Source organism: Bacillus cereus group sp. BfR-BA-01316, assembly GCF_022664195.1.
In the GTDB taxonomy this organism is placed as follows: domain Bacteria; phylum Bacillota; class Bacilli; order Bacillales; family Bacillaceae_G; genus Bacillus_A.
Genome location: NZ_JAKUGX010000029.1, coordinates 23,164 through 46,958, shown reverse-complemented (window position 1 = coordinate 46,958; position 23,795 = coordinate 23,164). Strand labels below are relative to the sequence as shown.

Sequence of the window (23,795 nt, the reverse complement as noted above, 5' to 3'; positions counted from 1 at the left end):
GAAATGTTTATGGTGCAAAGTTTTTTTTATGGAATAAAGAGTGAAAATTTCATCTTGAAAAATTATTAATATTTATTCGATAATTACGCTTATTTTTAGTATTTAGTAATTTATACTATGTTGTAAGTTGAAAAAAGAGAAAAGAAGTCTTACATCAGAGGTCGAATAATTGAAATGCGGGGGAGTCTTATGTCAGTAAAATCCGATAGTCGTCATCTATATTTACGGGTGATTGATCACATCAAAGGGAAAATTAAAGATGGGGCTTACAAAGAAAAACAAAAGTTACCTTCAGAGTTTGATCTAGCGAAAGAACTTGGTGTAAGTAGGGCAACTTTAAGGGAAGCACTACGTATTTTAGAAGAAGAAAATGTTGTTATTCGTAGACATGGTGTAGGGACATTTGTAAATGCGAAGCCGTTATTTTCTTCTGGAATAGAGCAACTTTCTAGTATTACAGATATGATTTCTAGTGTGGGGAAAACACCAGGAACAATCTTTTTATCATCATCTACAACAACTTTAACAGAAGAAGAAAAAGAGAAATTTAATTGTGAAGATGGTTTTAGCGCAGTAATGATTGAACGTGTTCGTACAGCGGATGGGGAACCAGTTGTATATTGCATTGATAAACTGGCAAAAGAGATATTACCAGATTTATCGGGATACAATGAGGAATCGCTGCTTACAGTAATACATAATAATACGCACAAGCGTATCACATACGCAGTTGCTCACATTGAACCGATTGGTTATCACCCGAAAATTTCACCGATTTTAGAATGTGAACCTGAAACGGCACTGCTAGTTTTAAAACAAATGCACTATGATCAAAATGATGAGCCAATCTTATATTCTATTAATTACTTTAGAGCTGATAAGTTTAGCTTCCACGTATTAAGAAAACGTATGTAGGGAAGTTCCTTTTTAGGGAGGTGACAGCAAGAAGTAAGGGACAGCAGCGTATGAATCATTAGACAAAACATTTCAGGAGGGGTTTCTAGTATGAAGAAAAAAACAGGTCTTTTATTATCGTTAACGTTAGCAGCAAGTACAGTGTTAGGTGCATGTGGTAACTCGGATAAAGCGGATAGTGACAAAAAAGGGGATAAAGAGTTTAAGGTTGGTATGGTTACAGATGTTGGGGGCGTTGATGACAAATCATTTAACCAATCAGCTTGGGAAGGTTTAACAAAATTCGGTAAAGACAACAATTTAAAGAAAAATGAAGGATACCGTTATCTTCAATCAAGTAAAGATGCAGACTATATTCCGAATTTAACGAAATTTGCGAAAGATAATTATAACACAACATTTGGTATTGGTTACTTAATGGAAAAATCAATTACAAAAGTAGCTGAACAGTATCCGAAAGAACAGTTTGCGATTGTAGATACAGTTGTGGATAAGCCAAACGTAACAAGTATTACATTTAAAGACCATGAAGGTTCATTCCTAGTTGGGGCTGTAGCAGCAATGACAACAAAATCAAATAAAGTAGGTTTTGTTGGTGGTGTGAAGAGTCCATTAATTACAAAATTTGAATCAGGTTTTAAAGCTGGTGCAAAAGCAGTAAATCCAAATATCGAAATTGTATCGCAATATGCTGATGCGTTTGATAAGCCAGAAAAAGGATCTGTATTAGCTTCAGCAATGTACGGTCAAGGTGTTGACGTAATTTATCACGCTTCAGGTGCAACTGGTAACGGTGTATTCACAGAAGCGAAAAACCGCAAGAAAAAAGGTGAAAACGTTTGGGTAATCGGTGTTGACCGTGACCAAAACCAAGAAGGTATGCCTGAAAACGTAACTTTAACTTCAATGGTAAAACGTGTTGATATTGCAGTTGCAAAAGTGGCACAAGAAGCGAAAGATGGTAAGTTAAAAGGCGGTAAAGTAGAAGAGTTTGGCTTAAAAGATGAAGGTGTCGGTATTGCGAAAACAACTGACAATGTGAAAAAAGTAAACCCAGAAATTTTAACAAAAGTAGAAGAATTTGAGAAGAAAATCACTGCTGGTGAAATTAAAGTACCTGCAACTGACGAAGAATATAAAGCATATGAAGCTTCTCTAAAGAAATAATGATAGAGAAATAGCAAAGGTTAGTTCTTAGAACTAACCTTTGTATATATAAAATTACTTTTAATAGAGTGTAATTGGGGAGTGTTCCCTGCTAGAAGGAGGAACAAAATGGAATACGTAATTGAGATGAACAATATTACAAAAGTATTCCCAGGCATTGTGGCGAATGATGATATTACGCTGCAAGTAAAACAGGGAGAAATACATGCTTTACTTGGAGAAAATGGTGCAGGGAAATCAACGCTAATGAATGTACTGTTCGGTTTGTATCAACCAGAACAGGGAGAGATTAAAATTAAAGGGAAACCTGTAAAAATTACAAATCCGAATATAGCAAATGACCTTGGAATTGGGATGGTCCATCAGCATTTTATGCTTGTTCATAATTTTACAGTTACAGAGAATATTATTCTTGGAAATGAGCCGAAGAGAAAAGGGAAAATCGCTGTTGAAGAGGCTGCAAAAGAAATTAAACAATTATCTGAACAGTACGGTTTAGCTGTTGATCCATATGCAAAGATTGAAGATATTTCGGTTGGGATGCAGCAAAGGGTTGAAATATTAAAGACACTTTATCGCGGTGCGGAGATTTTAATATTTGATGAACCTACTGCGGTGTTAACCCCTCAAGAAATTAATGAATTGATTCAAATTATGAAAAAACTTGTAAAAGAAGGGAAATCAATCGTTCTTATTACACATAAGTTGAAAGAAATTATGGAAGTTTGCGATCGTTGTACAATTATTCGTAAAGGTAAAGGGATTGGTACAGTTGACGTTGCGAAAATGGATGAACATAAACTTGCAGAATTAATGGTCGGACGTCAAGTGAATTTTAAAACAGAAAAAATAGAGGCCAAACCGAAAGAAGAGGTTCTGTCTGTTGCGAATCTTGTCGTTCATGATGCACGCCAATTACCTGCTGTAAAAGGCCTTGACTTAACTGTTCGTGCAGGAGAAATTGTGGGGATTGCAGGGATTGATGGAAATGGACAAAGTGAATTAATAGAGGCGATTACTGGTTTACGAAAAGTTGAGTCAGGTTCTATTGCAATTAAAGGAAAAGAAATAACGAATTGGCCTGTTCGAAGAATTACAGAGGAAGGAATTGGTCATATTCCAGAAGACCGTCATAAACACGGGCTAGTTCTTGATTTTTCTGTTAAAGACAATATAGTTTTGCAAACATACTATAAAAATCCATTTTCAAAGAAGGGGATTTTAAATTTTAGCAAAATCACAGAGAAAGCAAAGGCGCTTATTGAACAGTTTGATGTACGTACACCTAGTGAACAAACATTAGCGCGTGCTCTATCAGGTGGAAATCAGCAGAAAGCTATCATTGCACGTGAAGTAGATCGTAATCCAGATTTATTAATTGCAGCACAGCCAACACGTGGTTTAGATGTAGGTGCGATTGAATTTATTCATAAAAAATTAATCGAGCAGAGAGATAATGGGAAAGCAGTATTACTTCTATCGCTAGAACTGGATGAAATTTTAAATGTAAGTGATCGAGTTGCTGTTATATATGAAGGGGAAATTGTAGCAATTGTCGATGCGAAAGAAACAAATGAACAACAGCTTGGTTTGTTGATGGCTGGCGGAACGGAGAAAGAGAAGGTGAATACAAATGGCTAAAAAATTTTTAACGGAGCGAACAATTAACATTTTAGTTCCTGTATTATCCGTTATTTTTGGTTTACTTGTTGGTGCCATTGTAATGTTAGTTAGTGGATATGATCCAATTGTTGGGTATGCAGCGCTTTGGGAAGGAATGGTTGGAAATCCGCAGGCTATCGGTGAGACGCTACGTACGATGATTCCACTTGTGTTAGCTGGTCTGTCTGTTGCATTTGCGTTTCGTACAGGTCTTTTTAACATTGGGGTAGAAGGACAATTATTAGTTGGATGGCTTGCCGCTGTCTGGTTTGGATATGCAGTATCGTTACCAGCATTTTTGCATATTCCGTTATCTATTTTAGTAGCCGCGATTGCCGGTGGTTTATGGGGGTTTATACCTGGATATTTAAAAGGAAAGCTTAAAGTAAATGAAGTAATTGTCACAATTATGATGAACTACATTGCACTTTATGTTACGTATGATCTTATTAAACGTTTTATACATGAAGGTAATGAGAAATCTTATGATGTACAAGCGAGTGCTTCATTAGCTTCTGATTGGCTATCTTCATTGACAGATGGATCTCGTTTGCACTGGGGAATTGTTGTAGCTATTTTAATTGCTATTGTAATGTGGTTCTTATTAGATAGGACTACGTTAGGATATGAGTTGAAATCGGTTGGTTTTAACCAAAATGCATCGCAATATGCAGGGATGAAAGTCTCTCGTAATGTTGTATTATCAATGACAATTGCTGGTGCTTTTGCTGGAATTGGTGGGGCAATGGAAGGTCTAGGAACATTCCAAAGTATGACGGCAATGACATCGTTTACTGGTATTGGATTCGATGGGATTGCGGTAGCTCTTCTTGGAGGAAATAATCCGTTTGGTATATTATTATCGGCTTTACTGTTCGGTGGTTTGAAAAGTGCAGCACCGCAAATGAATTTTGAAGCAGATGTACCTTCTGAGTTAATTAATGTTATTATCGCATGTATTATTTTCTTTGTTGCTTGCAGTTATGTTTTACGTTGGGCACTTACACGCATGAGCAAGGAGGGGAAATAAATGAGCTTTATAGATATTTTAGCCATTCTTGTGACTGGTACGTTATATACGGCAGCGCCACTTATTTTTACGGCGTTAGGTGGAGTGTTCAGTGAACGTTCTGGGGTTGTAAATATAGCATTAGAAGGTTTAATGTTATTTGGTGCATTTACTGGTATCGTTACAACGTTATTAATGGGTGATACGTGGGGAGCGATGACTCCTTGGATTGCACTATTATTTGCAGCTATTGGTAGTGGGTTATTTGCACTTCTTCACGCAGTAGCATCCATTACATTCCGCGCGGATCAAGTAGTAAGCGGGGTAGCGATTAACTTTTTGGCTCTCGGTTTAACAGTATTTGCGATTAAGAAAATCTTTGGTAAAGGACAGACTGATTTTATTCAATACCGAATTGAAAAAATCGATGTTCCAGGACTTTCGGATATTCCGGTAATCGGGAAAATCTTTTTCTCAAATGTACCGTTAACATCGTATATTGCTATTATTTTAGCTTTTGTTGTCTGGTACATTATTTATAAAACACCATTCGGTCTTCGTCTTCGTGCTGTTGGTGAACATCCAATGGCCGCAGATACGATGGGGATTAATGTATATAAAATGCGTTATATTGCAGTTTGTATATCTGGAATGTTTGCAGGAGTGGGTGGTGCGGTCTTTGCAATGTCGATTTCTGGTAACTTCTCAGGTGCTACAATTACTGGACAAGGTTTCTTAGCGCTAGCAGCTATGATCTTTGGTAAATGGAATCCACTTGGTGCTCTTGGAGCAGCGCTGTTCTTCGGATTTGCTCAATCACTTGGGATAACAGGTGGTACAATTCCTGTATTAAAAGAAATTCCAAGTGTATTCTTAACGATATTACCGTATGTATTTACAATATTAGCACTTGTTGGTTTTGTAGGCCGATCTGAGGCTCCGAAAGCATTAGGAACGCCTTATGAAAAAGGAAAACGATGAGTATTTAAAAAGTATAAGAAAAGCTCGCACATTAGTGCGGGCTTTTTTACATAGAATATATTTAATACGGAATTTTACTATGTTCCTTACATATTAAAGTTTTTAGAAAGACTCAAATGTAAGCATAATAAGGAAGAAAAGTTGATTTTTTATTTCTAAAAACTGTATATTGAAGAGGAATATTCCTACATACGTAAAGGAGGGCTATTAATGAAACTAATGGAACAGCAACTACATGAATTAGGTGGCTTGCGAGTACATATTATTCCGACTGATAAATATAAAACAAATACCTTTGTATTTCGTTTTAAAGCACCTTTAAATGAGGAGACGGTGACAGAGCGTGCCTTATTGCCATACGTATTGCAAAGTGCGACAGAAAAACTGCCTTCTGTAATTCGTCTTCGTCAATATTTAGAAGAATTATATGGATCTTCTTTAGCGGTAGATGTAAGTAAAAAAGGGGAAGACCATATCATCTCTATTTATGTAGACATTGCAAATGAAACGTATTTACGCGATGCACCACCGTTATTTGAAAAAGCGCTTTCTATGTTATCTGATATTGTTTTAAATCCAGCAACAGAAGGGGACGGTTTTCTATCTTCTATTGTAGAAAGTGAGAAACGAGCACTCTTGCAACGAATTGAAGCTACTTATGATGATAAAATGCGTTATGCAAACGAGCGTTTAATTGAAGAAATGTGCAAAGTAGAACCATATCGCTTAAGTGCAAATGGGAAAAAAGAAAGTGTTGCTTCTATTACAAATGAAAGTTTGTATCAATATTATCAAAAAGTGTTAGCTGAAGATGAAATGGATTTATACATCATTGGTGACATTTCAGAAGATGCCGTGGAGCTTGTAAATAAGTATTTTTCGATTTCACCTCGTGTTGTGAAAGAAAGAAATGTACTTCTTCATAAACGAAATAATGAAGAAAAAGAAATTGTTGAAAAACAAGAACTAAAGCAAAGTAAATTAAATATCGGCTATCGCACATTCATTACGTATAAAGATGAAGATTATTTTGCATTACAATTGTTTAACGGATTATTTGGAGGGTTTTCTCATTCGAAGTTATTCGTAAATGTCCGTGAAAAAAATAGTTTAGCGTACTATGCAGCATCGAGATTTGAAAGTCATAAAGGTTTGCTCTTCGTTATGTCTGGGATTGAAGCGAAGAACTTTGAAAAGGCTGTTGAAATTATTAAAGAACAGATGAAAGCAATGCAAAGTGGTGATTTTTCAGAGGAAGAGATTCAGCAAACGAAAAGTGTAATTCAAAATCAAATCTTAGAGGCAATTGATACACCACGTGGTTTTGTTGAAATGCTTTATCACGGGGTAATCTCGGAGCGTACGCGTCCAGTTGAAGAATGGCTAACGGGCATAGAAAGCGTGACGAAAGAAGAGATTGTGAAAGTTGCTAATAATATTGAACTGGATACAATTTACTTTTTACATGGAACGGAGGGAGAATAAATGGAGAAAATTGTGTATGAGCAATTAAAAGAGACGCTATATTATGAAAAACTTCCGAATGGATTAGACGTATATATCTTACCGAAACAAGGCTTCAACAAAACATTTGCAACATTTACGACGAAGTACGGTTCTGTTGATAATACATTTGTTCCGCTTGGAAAAGAAGACATGACTCGTGTCCCAGATGGAATTGCTCATTTCCTTGAGCATAAATTGTTTGAAAAAGAGGACCATGACGCTTTTCAATTGTTTAGTAAACAAGGTGCTTCAGCGAACGCTTTTACATCTTTTACAAGAACCGCTTATCTCTTTTCCTGTACATCAAATGTAGAGAGAAATTTAAATACGTTGTTAGACTTTGTACAAGAACCGTATTTCTCTGAAAAAACGGTTGAAAAAGAAAAAGGTATTATCGGTCAAGAAATTCAAATGTACCAAGATAACCCAGACTGGCGTTTATACTTTGGGTTAATCGATAGTTTGTTTGTGAAACATCCAATTAAAATTGATATTGCCGGGACGATTGAGTCTATTAGTAAAATTACAAAAGACCTACTGTATGAATGTTATGAGACTTTTTACCATCCGAGCAACATGTTATTATTTGTTGTTGGAGCGATTGATCCTGAAAAAACAATGGATTTAGTTCGTGAAAATCAAGCGAAAAAAGATTACGAAAATCAATCGGAAATCGTTCGCTCTTTTGAAGAGGAACCAGAAGAAGTAAATGAAAAGAAAAAGATTATTTCAATGCCTGTTCAAACTCCAAAATGTTTAGTTGGTATTAAGGCAACGAATTTAAAAGAAAAAGGGAAAGCCCTGTTAAAACAAGAAATTGCGCTTACATTACTTTTAGATTATTTATTTGGAAAAGGGTCAGTTCATTACGAATCTTTATATAATGAAGGTCTTATTGATGATTCATTCTCGTATGACTATACAGAAGAAAATAACTTCGGTTTTGCAATGGTTGGTGGAGATACGAAGCACCCTGATGAATTGGCAGAGCGATTAAAAGGGATTTTACTACAAACGAATTATGATCAGTTAGATGAGAAGGCGCTGGAACGGGTGAAGAAAAAGAAAATTGGTGGATTTTTACGATCGTTGAATTCACCTGAATATATTGCAAATCAGTTTACACGATATGCGTTTAATGAATCTAGTTTATTTGATGCTCTTACAGTGTTAGAAGGATTAACTGTTCAAGACCTACAACAAGCAGCAAAAACATTATTAATTGAAGAGAAAATGAGTGTCTGCCAAGTGTTACCAAAAAAGTGAAGTAATATGTGAATAAAAAACGCAGTATCTATATCCCTCATCTAACGTTGTGTTATTGCCAAATGGTAAGATGAGGGTATTATTTATTTATACATAAAAGATAAGAGAGGGAATTTATGAAAAAGTATGCATTAGTAACTGGAGGAAGCGGAGGGATTGGCTCTGCTATTTCGAAGCAGTTAATCGAGGATGGTTATACAGTCTATATTCATTACAATAAAAGCGAAGACAAGGTAAGGGAGTTACAAAAGGAATTTGATGCAGTGATTCCTGTGCAAGCAAATTTAGCTTCTATCGATGGAGCGGAGGAATTGTGGGGACAAATCGAACATCCTATTGATGTTATTGTATACGCAGCTGGAAAGAGTATCTTTGGATTAGTAACAGATGTTACGAATGAAGAATTAGATTATATGGTGGAGCTTCAAGTGAAGAGTGTATATAGACTTTTATCGATGGCGCTTCCACCGATGATTGGGCGGAGAAGTGGTAATGTTGTCATTATTTCATCCATATGGGGGCAAATAGGAGCATCTTGTGAGGTGCTGTACTCAATGGTAAAAGGTGCACAAAATTCCTATGTGAAGGCTTTAGCGAAAGAAGTTTCTTTAAGTGGATTGCGCGTTAATGCGGTAGCGCCAGGTGCAATCGAAACAGAAATGTTAAATGTATTTTCAGAAGATGATAAAAATGAAATTGCTGAAGATATTCCATTAGGTAGAATAGGACTACCCGAAGAGGTAGCAAAAACAGTCTCCTTCCTTGTTTCACCGGGAGCTTCTTATATTACGGGGCAAATTATCGGAGTGAATGGCGGTTGGCATTGCTAAAAAATTCTTACATAAAAAACAAGAAATTGTACAAATTAAGCATGATTCTATTACTAAATAGTGAGGTGCTTAAACATGACAGTGTTAGAAAACTTTGATCAGTGGAAGAGCTTTTTAGGAGAACGTTTAGAGCAAGCAGAGGGAAAAGGGCTTGATGGTGGTGCAGTATCAGATATGGCATTTCGTGTGGGAGATTATCTAGCTAATGAAGTGGAAGCTCGCAATGATCAAGAAAAATTATTAGCTGAGCTTTGGAAAGTTGCTGATGAACAAGAGCAACATACAATCGCAAATTTAATGGTGAAGTTTGTACAACATAAGTAAAAGTAGAGAGGAGAAGATCCTCTCTACTTTTTTTGTATAATAATTAGGAGGAATAGATTATACATTTAGCTTCCCTATTAAGGTGAAATCATATAATATAGTACGTAGGTGTAAAGTAAGCGTGGGGGAGTGATTTTGGATGATTGAATGGTATTTTGAATATGAAATACATAAAAACCGACCTGGCTTACTTGGTGACGTTTCTTCGCTAATCGGTATGCTTGGCATCAATATTGTCACAATTAATGGTGTAGATAATGCACGACGTGGACTTTTGCTTATGTGTGATAATCAAGAACAAATCTCTAGACTTGAATCAATTTTAAATACGATGGATAATATAACGGTAACGAAATATCGTCCACCAAAGCTTAGAGATAAGCTAGCAGTTAGACATGGTAGGTACATACAACGAGATGCAGATGATAAGAAAACATTTCGATTTGTGCGTGATGAACTAGGATTACTTGTAGACTTTATGGCGGAGATAATGAAAAAAGAAGGTCATAAATTAATTGGGATACGAGGAATGCCTCGTGTCGGAAAAACAGAATCTATTGTTGCCGCAAGTGTTTGTGCAAATAAGAGATGGTTATTCGTATCATCTACTCTCATTAAGCAAACTGTTCGTAGCCAATTGATTGAAGATGAGTATAGCGACGATAATATTTTCATACTAGATGGAATTGTGTCGACAAAGCGTGCCAATGAAAGACACTGGCAGCTCGTTCGTGAAATCATGAGATTGCCTGCAACGAAAGTTGTGGAACATCCGGATGTGTTTGTGAGTCAGTCAGAATACACATTGGATGATTTTGATTATATTATCGAATTGCGTAACGATTATGATGAAGAAATTCAATATAATTTAGTAGATGAAATTGAGCAAGGTACGCAAAATAATTTCTCTATGTTCGACTTTTAAAGAAATATTGAGGTGTTAGTAGTGACGGAATTAGGACAAAAGCTGACAGAAGCAAGAGAAGCGAAAGGCTTGTCTATTGATCAGCTGCATGAGATTACAAAAATTCAAAAACGCCATTTAGTAGCGATTGAAGAAGGCAATTATGATGTGTTGCCAGGAGCTTTTTATGCGCGTGCATTCATTAAACAATATGCAGATGCTGTTGGATTAAATGGAGAGGAACTGCTTGTAGAATATCAGAGTACGATACCACAATCTGAAAATCGTGAAGTTCCACAAGTATCAACCGGACAAAAAACACAAGAAACAATGCAAAAATCTTCATCATGGCCAATTGCAGATCATATGCCGAAAATTTTGATTGTGTTGTTAGTAATCGCATTTGGAGTGGTAGTCTGGTTTGTTATTCAAGCGTTAACTGGAAAAGATGATAGGCAAGTTCCAAATGCTCAAAGTGAGAAAATTGAGGTTCAAAAAGCAAAAGATTCTCCGCTAGATACGAAGAAAGATGAAGTGAAAGCGGAAGAACCTAAAAAAGAAGAACCAAAGAAAGAGGAACAAAAAGGACAGCCAACTGGTGAGAATGAAATTAAGTTAGTTGGAACCGATAAGATAACATCTACTTTGGAAATTCATAATAATAAAGCGTTAGAATTGGAAATTACAACAAAAGACGCAAGTTATGTAGGTATTAAAAATGAGGCAGGAAATGATATCTTTAGCGGTACTTTACAGGCAGGCCAGACCCAAAAATATGATTTATCAACAGCGAAAGAGGTAAACCTTAATATAGGAAGTGCACCGAATGTTGAATTTAAATTGAATGGCCAAGTCGTTACATTCCCATTGAATCCGGAAGAGAATTATCATCAGAAATTCTTGATTAAAAATCTAGGGATAGGGCAACCTGCACAATAACAGTCATCGCTTCGATGACTTTTTTCAATGAACAAATGTTTTTGACATGATGGAGGAATAGCTGTGAATTTACCAAATAAAATTACAATATCTAGAATCTGCTTAATTCCAATTTTTATGGTAATTATGCTAGCGCCCTTTAACTGGGGCTCATATGCAATTGGTGATGTCAATTTACCAATTCAACATTTAGTAGGAGCACTAATCTTTATAATTGCTTCAGCTACAGATTGGATTGATGGATATTATGCAAGAAAATATAATCTTGTAACGAATTTAGGGAAATTCCTTGACCCGTTAGCAGATAAATTACTTGTTTCTGCAGCACTTATCACGTTGGTAGAGATGCAATATGTACCTGCTTGGATCGTTATTGTAATTATAAGCCGTGAGTTTGCAGTAACAGGTTTACGCCTTGTACTTGCTGGGACAGGGGAAGTAGTTGCAGCAAATCAGCTAGGGAAAATTAAGACATGGACACAAATTATTGCGATTGCAGCATACTTATTGCATGATGTACCGTTAAATTTACTTCATATTCCAGTTGCAGATATTTTCATATGGATTGCATTATTCTTTACCGTTATTTCAGGATGGGATTATTTCTGGAAAAATAAAGATGCTTTTGTAAACTCAAAATAGAAGTTTATGGGGGAATTGGGATGAATGCTGAAATTATTGCGGTTGGAACGGAACTATTACTTGGACAAATTGCAAATACAAATGCCCAGTTTTTATCTGAAAAGTTAGCTTCAATCGGAATTAACGTGTACTACCATACTGTTGTTGGGGATAATAACAAGCGATTACAGAAGGCAATTGAATTGGCTGAAGAACGAGCCGATATGCTCATTTTTACAGGTGGATTAGGACCGACAAAAGATGATTTAACGAAAGAAACAATAGCGTCTAGTTTAGATGAAGAGCTTGTGTATGATGAAAAGGCATTAACATCGATAAGCGATTATTTTAAGCGTACAGGCCGTGAATTTACAGAGAATAATAAAAAGCAGGCGCTCGTTTTAAATGGATCGACTGTATTTGCGAATGATCACGGTATGGCGCCTGGTATGGGGTTAAATAAGAACGGAAAAGTTTATATTTTATTACCAGGACCACCAAAAGAAATGAAGCCGATGTATATAAGTTACGTAGAGCCTTTTTTATGTAAGTTTACAACGGGGGAAAATATTTATTCTCGTGTTCTTCGTTTTTTCGGTATTGGGGAATCTCAATTAGAGGTGAAAGTTCAAGATTTAATTGATGGACAAACGAACCCAACCATTGCACCACTTGCAAATGATGGAGAAGTGACATTACGTTTAACTGCCAAACATCATGATGCTGATGAGGCGGAGAAACTGATTCAGCATGTGGAAGATTTGATTTTAGAAAGAGTAGGAGAATTTTTCTACGGATATGACCAAGATTTCCTTCATTACAAGGTAATAAGGCTATTGAAGGAAAAAGGGTTAACTTTAGCGTGTGCAGAAAGTTTAACAGGTGGTCTTTTTGGAAATCAAGTAACAGAAAATGCTGGTGTTTCGTCTGTATTTAAAGGCGGTGTCATTTGTTATCAAAATGATGTGAAGCAACAAATTTTACATGTACCTGAAGAAGTGTTGCGTACTGACGGCGCGGTTAGTAAACAGTGTGCTCGTTATCTTGCTGAAAATGTAAAGAAACTGTTAAAAGCAGATATCGGAATTAGTTTCACTGGGGTGGCAGGACCGGATGCTTCAGAGCAGAAAGAACCAGGAACAGTATTTATTGGATTGGTGATTAAAGATGAACCAGCTGTAGTCTTCTCGCTTAATTTAAGTGGAAGTCGTCAACAAATTAGAGAACGCTCTACAAAATATGGATTTTATCATTTATTTAAAAAGCTAGAAGAGATATAAATTTCTTCTAGCTTTTTTTTGTTGGAAAACCTAGTTTTATTCGATATAAAATAAAAAATCGAATAAATGTTCGATTTTTGTTGGCAAATTGAATTGAAAATAGGTATAATAAGATTAGCAATTTAGTTAAGGAGGAATTTTGAATGAGCGATCGTCAAGCGGCATTAGATATGGCGTTAAAACAAATAGAGAAGCAATTCGGTAAAGGTTCAATTATGAAATTAGGAGAACAAGCGGAGCGTAGAATTTCTACAATTTCAAGTGGTTCTTTAGCACTTGATGTGGCACTAGGGGTAGGCGGATACCCACGTGGCCGTGTTATTGAAATTTATGGACCTGAAAGTTCAGGTAAAACAACAGTTTCATTACACGCAATCGCGGAAGTACAGCGTCAAGGTGGACAAGCAGCGTTCATTGATGCGGAGCATGCAATGGATCCTGTATATGCACAAAAATTAGGTGTTAACATCGATGAATTACTATTATCACAGCCTGATACAGGGGAGCAAGGACTAGAAATCGCAGAAGCACTTGTACGAAGTGGCGCGGTTGATATTATCGTAATTGACTCTGTAGCAGCTCTTGTACCGAAAGCTGAGATCGAAGGGGACATGGGTGACTCTCACGTTGGTTTACAAGCACGTTTAATGTCACAAGCACTTCGTAAACTTTCAGGTGCAATCAACAAATCAAAAACAATCGCAATCTTTATCAACCAAATTCGTGAAAAAGTTGGGGTTATGTTCGGGAACCCAGAAACAACTCCAGGTGGTCGTGCATTGAAATTCTATTCAACTGTCCGTCTTGAAGTACGTCGTGCTGAGCAATTAAAGCAAGGTAATGACATCGTTGGTAATAAAACGAAAGTAAAGGTAGTTAAAAATAAAGTAGCACCGCCATTCCGTGTTGCTGAAGTTGATATTATGTACGGAGAAGGTATTTCAAGAGAAGGTGAAATCTTAGATATGGCTTCTGAACTTGATATCGTTCAAAAGAGCGGTGCTTGGTACTCTTATAATGAAGAACGCTTAGGACAAGGTCGTGAAAATTCGAAGCAATTCTTAAAAGAGAATACGGATTTAAGAGAGGAAATTGCCTTCTTTGTTCGTGAACATCACGGAATTGGTGAAAACTCTGGTGTTGAAGACACGGAAGATTCAACTCGTCAAGATTAAAAAATAAAAGACACGGTCCCGTGTCTTTTATTTTTTAATCCACTATGAAAGCGTTGTATATAGCTGAAGATAAAATATTTATTCTATCCAAAAGGCTATGTGTAAAGGGGAATATTCATATATTTTAAGTGAATGAATTGGGATTTTCTAAGGTTTTCCAGGATAATATGCCGTCTATTTTTTTAATCCATATAAGATTCAGGGCTGAAGGTAAAGAAAGTAAAAGTAGACAACGCTTGACAATGAAAATTGCGATAGATACAATGAGAATGTATATTTTTTCTTATATACGATACACTCTTCTCAAGAAGAGAAGTAATATTCGGAGTAAGACTTAAATCTTGCCGAAATAATAATATGACATTTTAATTGTGAAATGAAGAAAGTCCCTTAAAAAAGCGGGGCGACGGTCTTTGCTGTACGTTGTAATTCAATGTACATGCCGACAGTCTTTTTTCATTCATAGCAAGGGGAGGTGAAATCATGAGTAGTACAGTTTGGATACTCATCTCCATTTTGCTTGCAACAGTCGGTGCAGTTGTTGGCTTTTTTGTTCGAAAGTCTATTGCTGAAGCGAAGATTAATGGTGCAGCTAATGAAGCAAAACGTATTCTAGACGAAGCGAATCGTGATGCTGAAGCACTTAAGAAAGAAGCGCTTTTAGAAGCAAAGGATGAAATTCATACACTTCGTACAGAAGCTGAATTAGAAATTCGTGACCGTAGAAGCGAATTACAAAAACAAGAAAATCGTTTAATGCAAAAAGAAGAGAACCTTGATCGTAAAGACGAAACGCTCGATAAGCGCGAGCGACAGTTAGAAAAGAAAGAGGAATCTCTTGTAGCGAAACAACAACAGATTGAAGAGTTGGAAAGCAAAGTGGGAGAGTTAGTTCAAAAGCAACAAACGGAATTAGAGCGCATTTCCAATCTGACCCGCGAACAAGCGAAAGCAATTATTCTTGGTAAAGTGGAAAGTGAAGTTTCTCATGAAATTGCCGTTATGGTAAAAGAAAGTGAAGTTCGCGCGAAAGAAGAAGCGGATAAGAAGGCAAAAGAGATTTTATCTCTTGCAATGCAAAGATGTGCAGCTGATCATGTTGCTGAAACAACCGTTTCGGTTGTAAATCTTCCAAATGACGAAATGAAGGGACGTATTATCGGACGTGAAGGTCGTAATATTCGTACGTTAGAAACGTTAACAGGTATTGACCTTATTATCGATGATACACCAGAAGCGGTAATTCTATCTGGATTTGACCCGATTCGTCGTGAAACAGCTCGTATCGCTCTTGATAAACTAGTACAGGACGGACGTATTCACCCAGCGCGTATTGAAGAGATGGTCGAAAAATCAAGACGTGAAGTGGACGAGTATATTCGTGAAGTCGGAGAGCAAACAACGTTTGAAGTGGGTGTTCATGGCTTACATCCAGATTTAATTAAAATTTTAGGTCGTTTAAAATACCGTACAAGTTATGGACAAAACGTCTTAAAACACTCTATGGAAGTTGCATACTTAACTGGACTTATGGCAGCGGAGCTTGGTGAGGATGAAAAACTAGCAAGACGTGCTGGTCTATTACATGATATCGGAAAAGCAATCGATCATGAAGTAGAAGGTAGTCACGTTGAAATTGGTGTTGAACTCGCAACGAAATATAAAGAGCATCCTGTTGTAATAAACAGTATCGCATCTCACCATGGTGACACAGAACCAACTTCTATCATTGCAGTTCTAGTTGCTGCAGCAGATGCATTATCAGCTGCAAGACCGGGAGCTCGTAGTGAAACGCTTGAGAACTACATTCGTCGTCTTGAAAAGTTAGAAGAAATTTCAGAGTCTTATGAAGGCGTAGAAAAATCTTTCGCAATTCAAGCAGGACGTGAAGTTCGTATTCTGGTAAAACCAGATACAATTGATGATTTAGAAGCTCATCGTTTAGCTCGTGATATTCGAAAACGTATTGAAAATGAACTGGATTATCCAGGACATATTAAAGTAACTGTTATTCGTGAAACACGTGCAGTGGAATACGCAAAATAAAGTGGTGAAACACCACTTTATTTTTTTGTGTTGGAATTGGGTAAAATAAAGGAAACTATTTATAAGCAGTATGCAAGTGAAAGAAACTTATAATAGATAAATTGTAACTGTTGTAAGGAAATAGCTTCAAGTTATAGTATGATAATAAAAAATGTAGTACATAGAAAGGGTAAGACATATGAGAATATTATTTGTTGGGGATGTAGTAGGATCTCCTGGTAGAGACATGATTCAACAGTACGTACCGGCATTAAAGAAAAAGTATACACCCACAGTAACAATTATTAATGGAGAAAATGCTGCGGGTGGACGTGGAATTACGGAAAAAATATATCGAAACTTTTTAGAGTGCGGGGCACAAGCGGTTACGCTTGGAAACCACGCTTGGGATAACCGTGAAGTATTTGAATTTATTGATGATGCAAAATATCTTGCAAGACCAGCTAACTTCCCAGAAGGAACGCCGGGAAAAGGGCTTATCTTTGTAAATTGTAATGGAACAGAAGTTGCAGTTATTAACTTACAAGGACGTACTTTCCTTCCTCCAATTGATTGTCCATTCCGTAAAGTGGATGAGTTAATCAGCATTGCAAAAAAACGTACAAACATTATCTTTGTTGATTTTCATGCTGAAACAACAAGTGAGAAGCAGGCGTTAGGTTGGTACGTAGACGGTCGTGCTACAGCGGTAGTAGGTACACATACACACGTTCCTACAGCTGATAATCGTATTTTACCAAGCGGAACAGCTTATATTACAGATGTTGGTATGACAGGCCCATATGATGGGATTTTAGGTATGGATCGCGAAGCAGTATTGAAGAAGTTTTTAACGAACTTACCAGTGCGTTTTGAAGTGACGAATGGTAGAACGCAATTAAGTGCAGTGTTAATTGATGTGGATCCTAATACAGGGAAAGCGAAGAAAATTGAGCGTATTTTAATTAATGATGACCAACCGTTTTTTGACTGATTTTTAACGAAAAGTTAGAGAATTTATTATATTTTAATTTTTTAGAAAAATTACAGAAATTTAGCAGGAATACGTGCCATTCCTCGTGAATATAAGTTAAAGTGAAATAATTGCTATTACTTTTTATAGAAACGAGGAGGAAACGCGGAATGGAAATATTAAAAGTTAAAGCAACGTCGGTCCCTAATTCTGTAGCTGGTGCACTTGCAGGTGTTATTCGCGAACGCGGAACAGCAGAAATTCAAGCTATTGGTGCAGGTGCATTGAACCAAGCGGTAAAGGCAGTAGCAATTGCAAGAGGATTTGTAGCGCCTAGCGGTTTGGACTTGATTTGTATCCCAGCGTTTACAGATATTATGATTGATGGTGAAGAGCGTACAGCGATAAAATTAATTGTAGAACCTCGTTAAGTTGAAACAACCTGTTTGCATGTATGCAAACAGGTTGTTTTTATAGTGGAGGAATGAAAATGAAAATTTTTGATGCTCATTGCGATGTACTCTTTCAGTTATGGAGTGCAAAGGGAAAAAAAGACTTTCAAAACGATTCACAATTACATATTACATTTGAACAATTAAAGAAAAGAAAAGGAAGTATACAATGCTTTGCTATATATGTACCAGAAACAGTAGCGTATGAAAAGCGTTTTGAAGTTGCGCTGCAAATGATAGATATTTTTCATAATGAAATTCTATCGCTACCAGGAATGAAGTTTATTCAGACAAAAAATGATATTAACATGCTAAAACAGGACGAGATTGGAGCATTATTAACATTAGAAGGATGCGAAGCAATTGGAAAAGAAGCGATGAAATTACGTTTGTTTTATCGCTTAGGTGTACGTTCCTTCGGATTGACATGGAACTATGCCAATCTGTTAGCTGATGGAGCGCTAGAGGCACGTGGAGCAGGTTTAACTACATTTGGTAGAAAAGTTGTACAAGAACTTAATAAGTTACATTTATGGACCGATGTGTCTCACTTAAATGAAAGGAGCTTTTGGGATGTTATTGAAATTGCACAAAATCCGATTGCATCTCACTCGAACTGCCATCACCTATGCCAGCATCCACGCAATTTGAATGACGAACAAATAAGGGCTCTCATAAATCGAAATAGCATTATTGGAGTTACTTTTGTACCGCAATTTTTAACGAATGAAAGACGAGCGAATGTAACGGATATATTAAGGCATGTGGAATATATTTGTTCATTAGGTGGAGAAAAAAATATAGGGTTTGGTTCTGATTTTGATGGGATTTTAGAAACTGTTATAGGTGTAGAAACGTATAAGGATTATGAAAATATAATTAACCAACTTTGTAAAAAGTATAGTGAATCAATGGTAGAGCATTTTTTGTATAAAAATTTTATTGATCGTATTACTTTCTAATTATTTATTTTTAAAAAAATCAGAAAAATTAAAAATTATTCGTAGTAATTTATTGATTTTTTTAAGACCTAATACTAGAATGGTAAACGAAATAGCATTATACTAAAGATTCAGGGAAAACAGAAGAGGCATAATTTGTGTCCATTGTAGTTTATTTGCATAAAAAATGCTAAACTATTACTGTAAAAAAATACACTACAATGAATGCAGCCAAAAGGGGTGTAGGAGATGATTAGTCAACTTTCATGGAAAGTTGGAGGCCAACAAGGTGAAGGAATTGAAAGTACAGGAGAAATCTTCTGTATTGCATTAAACCGATTAGGATATTACCTATACGGTTACCGCCACTTCTCATCACGTATTAAAGGCGGCCATACAAATAATAAAATTCGTGTAAGTACAACAGAAGTACGTGCGATCTCAGATGATTTAGATATTTTAATTGCTTTTGATCAAGAAACAATTGATTTTAACTTCCACGAACTACGTCCGGGCGGAATTGTAGTTGCGGATGCGAAATTTAATCCGACAATACCTGATAATACAGATGTAAAGCTATATGTGATACCGTTTACAGATATCGCTTCAGAATTAGGTACATCTTTAATGAAAAACATGGTTGCTGTTGGGGCATCTAGTGCGGTATTAGGATTAGACGAAACAGCTTATTTAGAGGTTGTTGAAGAAATCTTTGGTCGTAAAGGAGAGCAAGTCGTTCAAAAGAATATGGAAGCAATTAAACGTGGCTCTCAATACATGAAAGAATTGCTTGGTGAGAAAGTAAACATGATGCAGCTTGAAAAAGCTGACGGTAAGAAACGCATGTTTATGATTGGAAACGATGCAATCGCATTTGGTGCGGTAGCTGGTGGTGCTCGCTTTATGTCTGCATATCCAATCACACCTGCATCTGAAATTATGGAATATTTAATTAAAAAGTTACCGAAAGTCGGCGGAACAGTAATCCAAACTGAGGATGAAATCGCAGCTTGTACAATGGCGATTGGTGCAAACTACGCTGGTGTTCGTACATTAACAGCATCTGCTGGTCCTGGTCTTTCTTTAATGATGGAAGCAATTGGTTTAGCAGGTATTACTGAAACACCGCTAGTTATCATTGATACACAACGTGGTGGTCCAAGTACGGGCTTACCAACAAAACAAGAGCAGTCTGACTTAATGGCTATGATTTACGGAACGCATGGTGAAATTCCAAAAATCGTAATGGCACCAAGTACAGTTGAAGAAGCTTTCTATGATATTGTAGAAGCGTTTAACCTAGCAGAAGAATATCAAGTGCCTGTTATCTTCTTAACAGATCTACAGCTTTCTTTAGGAAAGCAAACAGTAGAACCACTTAAGTTAGATAAAGTTGAAATTCGTCGCGGTAAGCTTGATTTAGAAGTAGAATTACCAGAACGTGAAAATAAAGCATACTTCAAGCGTTATGAAGTAACAGAAGATGGAATTTCACCACGTGTTTTACCTGGTATGAAAAATGGTATTCACCATGTTACAGGTGTAGAACATGATGAAACGGGTAAACCATCTGAATCAGCGTTAAATCGTAAAGATCAAATGGACAAACGTTTCCGTAAAATGGCGAACTTGCAGTTTAATACCCCTATTTACAAAAATGCTAAGCATGATGACGCAGACGTATTGTTAGTTGGCTTTAACTCAACTCGTGGTGCGATCGAAGAGGCAATGAAGCGTTTGGAACAAGAGGGAATGAAAGTAAACCATGCCCATGTACGTTTAATTCATCCGTTCCCAACAGCTGAAATCGATCCACTTGTGAAAAAAGCGAAGCGTGTTGTAGTGGTAGAAAACAATGCAACTGGTCAGCTTGCTAACATTATGAAAATGAATCTTGGCAATGGTGAGAAAATTTCTAGTCTTTTAAAATACGATGGAAATCCATTCTTGCCGAAAGAGATTTACAACGAATGTAAAAAAGGGGTTGTATTAAATGGCAACATTTAAGGACTTTCGTAACAGTGTAAAACCAAACTGGTGCCCAGGTTGCGGAGACTTCTCGGTGCAGGCTGCGATTCAGCGTGCGGCAGCTAACGTTGGTTTAAATCCAGATGAGCTAGCTGTTATTTCTGGTATCGGCTGTTCCGGTCGTATTTCAGGGTATATTAATTCATATGGTTTGCATAGTATTCACGGACGTGCTCTTCCGATTGCACAAGGTGTGAAAATGGCAAATCGTGATTTAACAGTTATCGCATCAGGTGGTGACGGTGATGGTTTTGCGATTGGTATGGGACATACAATCCATTCTATTCGTCGTAACATTGATATTACGTACATCGTAATGGATAACCAAATTTACGGATTAACAAAAGGTCAAACTTCACCACGTAGTGAAGCTGGATTTAAAACGAAAAGTACACCACAAGGTTCAATTGAACCATCACTAAATGTTATGGAAATGGCTTTAACAGCCGGTGCGACATTTGTGGCGCAAAGCTTTTCAAGTGATTTAAAAGAATTAACGCAAATTATTGAAGCTGGTATTAACCATAAAGGCTTTTCATTAATTAATGTATTTAGTCCATGTGTTACTTACAATAAAGTAAATACTTACGATTGGTTTAAAGAGAATTTAACGAAACTAAGTACAGTAGAAGGATATGATCCATCTAACCGCATGATGGCTATGCAAACATTAATGGAAAAGAACGGGTTAGTAACAGGTTTGATTTATCAAAATACAAAGCAGCCTTCTTACCAAGAGCTTGTAAAAGACTATAGTGAAAAGCCTTTAGTGCAAGCTGATTTGAATATGGATCAGAAAATGTTTGATGAGCTTGTTGCTGAATTTATGTAATGATCGGAGAGAAGGTTGCCACTTGGCAACCTTCTTTTTGAGGGAATAAAAATAATTAATAGATTTGTTTACTTAGAAAATTCAGAATGATAAAATAATATATAAATCGTTGTATAAAAATAGCATGTTCATTAACTGTGAAATGTAATGTAGGATAAGGCTTTTTCTTCGTTAAAGTTGGCTAAACGTTCTATACTATGATAATGTGTATAGGGATAAAGCAATATGCTTTTCAATAGGACAAGATGAAATAATAAAAAGGGAATGTCTATTTGTGTGGGGAAGACTTCATTCTTACGGATGATTAGATCGATTACTCAAGTTTCAAAGGGCAAGTTATCTCTCAAGCTATCTAACATCATTGAGATGGGTCTAAGCGCATTAAAATGGACTACAGAGAGTGTGTATAGTTAAGGGTGAAAGGAGATTACCGATGAACGAGCAACAACGATTAGCAAGTCGACAAGCAAATTCCTCTACGAAAAAAGAAGAGAAAGATTATAGTAAATACTTTGAAAGTGTATACCAACCACCTTCCTTGAAAGATGCGAAAAAGCGTGGGAAAGAAGAAGTTAAAATTGAACGAGATTTTGGCTTACCTGAAGAGTTCCGTGATTTTGGCGCAGGAAGAAAGTTTTACATTCGTACATATGGCTGTCAAATGAATGAGCATGATACAGAAGTAATGGCTGGGATTTTTACAACACTTGGATATGAGCCAACCTTTTCAACTGAAGAGGCAGATGTGATTTTATTAAATACTTGTGCAATTCGTGAAAATGCTGAAAATAAAGTGTTCGGTGAACTTGGTCATTTAAAATCATTAAAGCGAAGAAATCCGGATCTTTTAATTGGTGTATGTGGTTGTATGTCTCAAGAGGAATCTGTTGTAAATAAAATTATGCAAAAAAATCAGCATGTAGATATGGTGTTTGGTACACATAATATTCATAGATTACCGTATATCTTAAAGGACGCAATGTTCTCAAAAGAGACGGTGGTTGAAGTTTGGTCAAAAGAAGGGGATGTAATTGAAAACCTTCCGAAAGTACGTCGTGGTGATATTAAAGCTTGGGTAAATATTATGTATGGCTGTGATAAATTCTGTACATATTGTATTGTACCGTATACACGCGGAAAAGAGCGCAGCAGACGTCCAGAAGATATTATTAAAGAAATTCGCCATTTAGCTGCGAACGGTTATAAAGAAATTACGTTACTTGGACAAAACGTAAACGCATACGGTAAAGACTTTGAAGATATACAATATGGTCTTGGCGATTTAATGGATGAACTTCGTAAAATCGATATCGCACGTATTCGTTTTACAACAAGCCATCCACGTGATTTTGACGATCATTTAATTGATGTTCTTGGAAAAGGTGGTAACCTAGTAGAACATATCCACTTACCGGTTCAATCTGGTAGTACAGATATGCTTAAAATTATGGCGCGTAAATATTCGCGAGAACACTATTTAGCGCTTGTACGAAAAATTAAAGAAACCATTCCGAATGCAGTACTAACGACTGATATTATCGTTGGTTTCCCAAATGAAACGGATGAGCAGTTTGAAGAGACGATGTCGTTATATCGTGAAGTAGGATTTGATACGGCATTCACATTTATTTATTCTCCGCGTGAAGGTACACCAGCTGCAAAAATGCAGGATAATGTTCCGATGGAAGTGAAGAAAGAGCGATTACAACGCTTAAATACACTAGTGAATGAATATGCAGTTAATAAGAATAAGCGTTATATAGGACAAATTGTAGAAGTATTAGTTGATGGGGAAAGTAAGAATAACCCTGAAGTACTTGCGGGATACACACGTACGAATAAACTTGTAAACTTTGTTGCTTCAAAATCTTTAATTGGTCAGCTTGTGAAAGTAAAAGTAACGGAAGCAAAAACTTGGTCTCTTAACGGGGAATTGGTTAAGGAACCGATTGAGGTGAAATAATA

The 23,795-nt window shown here is 36.5% G+C and carries 21 protein-coding genes; all 21 read left to right on the top strand.

The genetic code is table 11. The annotated features are described in order from the left end of the window. Positions 1 to 189: 189 nt before the first annotated feature. Positions 190 to 915, top strand: a complete 726-nt coding sequence (locus MR071_RS19465) for a GntR family transcriptional regulator (RefSeq protein WP_002121705.1) — start codon at positions 190 to 192, stop codon at positions 913 to 915. 90 nt (positions 916 to 1,005) lie between these two features. Continuing rightward, positions 1,006 to 2,082 carry a BMP family lipoprotein gene (locus MR071_RS19460; RefSeq protein ID WP_105585422.1) on the top strand — a complete coding sequence of 359 codons (1,077 nt, stop codon included), beginning with the start codon at positions 1,006 to 1,008 and terminating at the stop codon, positions 2,080 to 2,082. 108 nt (positions 2,083 to 2,190) lie between these two features. Beyond that, the gene (locus MR071_RS19455; RefSeq protein ID WP_105585421.1) at positions 2,191 to 3,723 is read left to right on the top strand and encodes an ABC transporter ATP-binding protein; all 1,533 of its coding nucleotides are present in this window, start codon (positions 2,191 to 2,193) and stop codon (positions 3,721 to 3,723) included. Next, a complete protein-coding gene (locus MR071_RS19450) occupies positions 3,716 to 4,774 on the top strand; it encodes an ABC transporter permease (RefSeq protein ID WP_002146122.1) in 1,059 nt (352 codons plus the stop codon). The genes MR071_RS19455 and MR071_RS19450 overlap by 8 nt, the downstream gene beginning before the upstream one ends. After that, entirely contained in the window at positions 4,775 to 5,734 is a 960-nt protein-coding gene (locus MR071_RS19445; RefSeq protein WP_000008059.1) for an ABC transporter permease, read from the top strand. Between the two features lie 210 nt (positions 5,735 to 5,944). After that, a complete protein-coding gene (gene yfmF / locus MR071_RS19440; RefSeq protein WP_105585420.1) occupies positions 5,945 to 7,219 on the top strand; it encodes an EF-P 5-aminopentanol modification-associated protein YfmF in 1,275 nt (424 codons plus the stop codon). Then, on the top strand, positions 7,220 to 8,506 hold the full coding sequence (gene yfmH, locus MR071_RS19435) for an EF-P 5-aminopentanol modification-associated protein YfmH (protein ID WP_105585419.1): 1,287 nt from the start codon (positions 7,220 to 7,222) through the stop codon (positions 8,504 to 8,506). A gap of 116 nt (positions 8,507 to 8,622) precedes the next feature. After that, positions 8,623 to 9,336, top strand: a complete 714-nt coding sequence (ymfI, locus tag MR071_RS19430; RefSeq protein ID WP_105585418.1) for an elongation factor P 5-aminopentanone reductase — start codon at positions 8,623 to 8,625, stop codon at positions 9,334 to 9,336. Positions 9,337 to 9,411: 75 nt separating this feature from the next. Then, the gene (locus tag MR071_RS19425; protein ID WP_025148368.1) at positions 9,412 to 9,660 is read left to right on the top strand and encodes a DUF3243 domain-containing protein; all 249 of its coding nucleotides are present in this window, start codon (positions 9,412 to 9,414) and stop codon (positions 9,658 to 9,660) included. Positions 9,661 to 9,799: 139 nt separating this feature from the next. Next, on the top strand, positions 9,800 to 10,585 hold the full coding sequence (locus MR071_RS19420) for a DUF3388 domain-containing protein (RefSeq protein ID WP_000574107.1): 786 nt from the start codon (positions 9,800 to 9,802) through the stop codon (positions 10,583 to 10,585). Positions 10,586 to 10,606: 21 nt separating this feature from the next. Then, positions 10,607 to 11,503, top strand: a complete 897-nt coding sequence (locus MR071_RS19415; protein WP_105585417.1) for a helix-turn-helix domain-containing protein — start codon at positions 10,607 to 10,609, stop codon at positions 11,501 to 11,503. A gap of 63 nt (positions 11,504 to 11,566) precedes the next feature. Beyond that, positions 11,567 to 12,145, top strand: a complete 579-nt coding sequence (gene pgsA / locus MR071_RS19410) for a CDP-diacylglycerol--glycerol-3-phosphate 3-phosphatidyltransferase (RefSeq protein ID WP_105585416.1) — start codon at positions 11,567 to 11,569, stop codon at positions 12,143 to 12,145. Between the two features lie 20 nt (positions 12,146 to 12,165). Further along, on the top strand, positions 12,166 to 13,404 hold the full coding sequence (locus MR071_RS19405; protein ID WP_105585415.1) for a competence/damage-inducible protein A: 1,239 nt from the start codon (positions 12,166 to 12,168) through the stop codon (positions 13,402 to 13,404). A 143-nt stretch (positions 13,405 to 13,547) separates the two neighbouring features. Beyond that, positions 13,548 to 14,579 carry a recombinase RecA gene (gene recA / locus MR071_RS19400; protein WP_002014599.1) on the top strand — a complete coding sequence of 344 codons (1,032 nt, stop codon included), beginning with the start codon at positions 13,548 to 13,550 and terminating at the stop codon, positions 14,577 to 14,579. A gap of 483 nt (positions 14,580 to 15,062) precedes the next feature. Further along, positions 15,063 to 16,625 (top strand): ribonuclease Y, encoded by a 1,563-nt coding sequence (gene rny, locus MR071_RS19395; RefSeq protein WP_002160762.1) that lies wholly within the window; start codon positions 15,063 to 15,065, stop codon positions 16,623 to 16,625. A gap of 178 nt (positions 16,626 to 16,803) precedes the next feature. Then, complete coding sequence (locus MR071_RS19390; RefSeq protein WP_002014601.1) at positions 16,804 to 17,598, top strand: TIGR00282 family metallophosphoesterase; 795 nt, start codon at positions 16,804 to 16,806, stop codon at positions 17,596 to 17,598. A 149-nt stretch (positions 17,599 to 17,747) separates the two neighbouring features. Next, positions 17,748 to 18,008: a stage V sporulation protein SpoVS gene (gene spoVS, locus MR071_RS19385; RefSeq protein ID WP_000404341.1), complete on the top strand. Its 261-nt coding sequence runs from the start codon at positions 17,748 to 17,750 to the stop codon at positions 18,006 to 18,008. A 59-nt stretch (positions 18,009 to 18,067) separates the two neighbouring features. After that, on the top strand, positions 18,068 to 18,991 hold the full coding sequence (locus MR071_RS19380; protein WP_242237621.1) for a dipeptidase: 924 nt from the start codon (positions 18,068 to 18,070) through the stop codon (positions 18,989 to 18,991). Between the two features lie 228 nt (positions 18,992 to 19,219). Beyond that, positions 19,220 to 20,977, top strand: coding sequence for a 2-oxoacid:acceptor oxidoreductase subunit alpha (locus MR071_RS19375; RefSeq protein WP_105585414.1), 1,758 nt, complete (start codon positions 19,220 to 19,222; stop codon positions 20,975 to 20,977). Further along, positions 20,964 to 21,830, top strand: coding sequence for a 2-oxoacid:ferredoxin oxidoreductase subunit beta (locus MR071_RS19370; protein ID WP_002088040.1), 867 nt, complete (start codon positions 20,964 to 20,966; stop codon positions 21,828 to 21,830). Before MR071_RS19375 ends, MR071_RS19370 begins: the two co-directional genes overlap by 14 nt. A 433-nt stretch (positions 21,831 to 22,263) precedes the next feature. After that, entirely contained in the window at positions 22,264 to 23,793 is a 1,530-nt protein-coding gene (gene miaB, locus MR071_RS19365) for a tRNA (N6-isopentenyl adenosine(37)-C2)-methylthiotransferase MiaB (protein ID WP_105585413.1), read from the top strand. Positions 23,794 to 23,795: the final 2 nt, after the last annotated feature.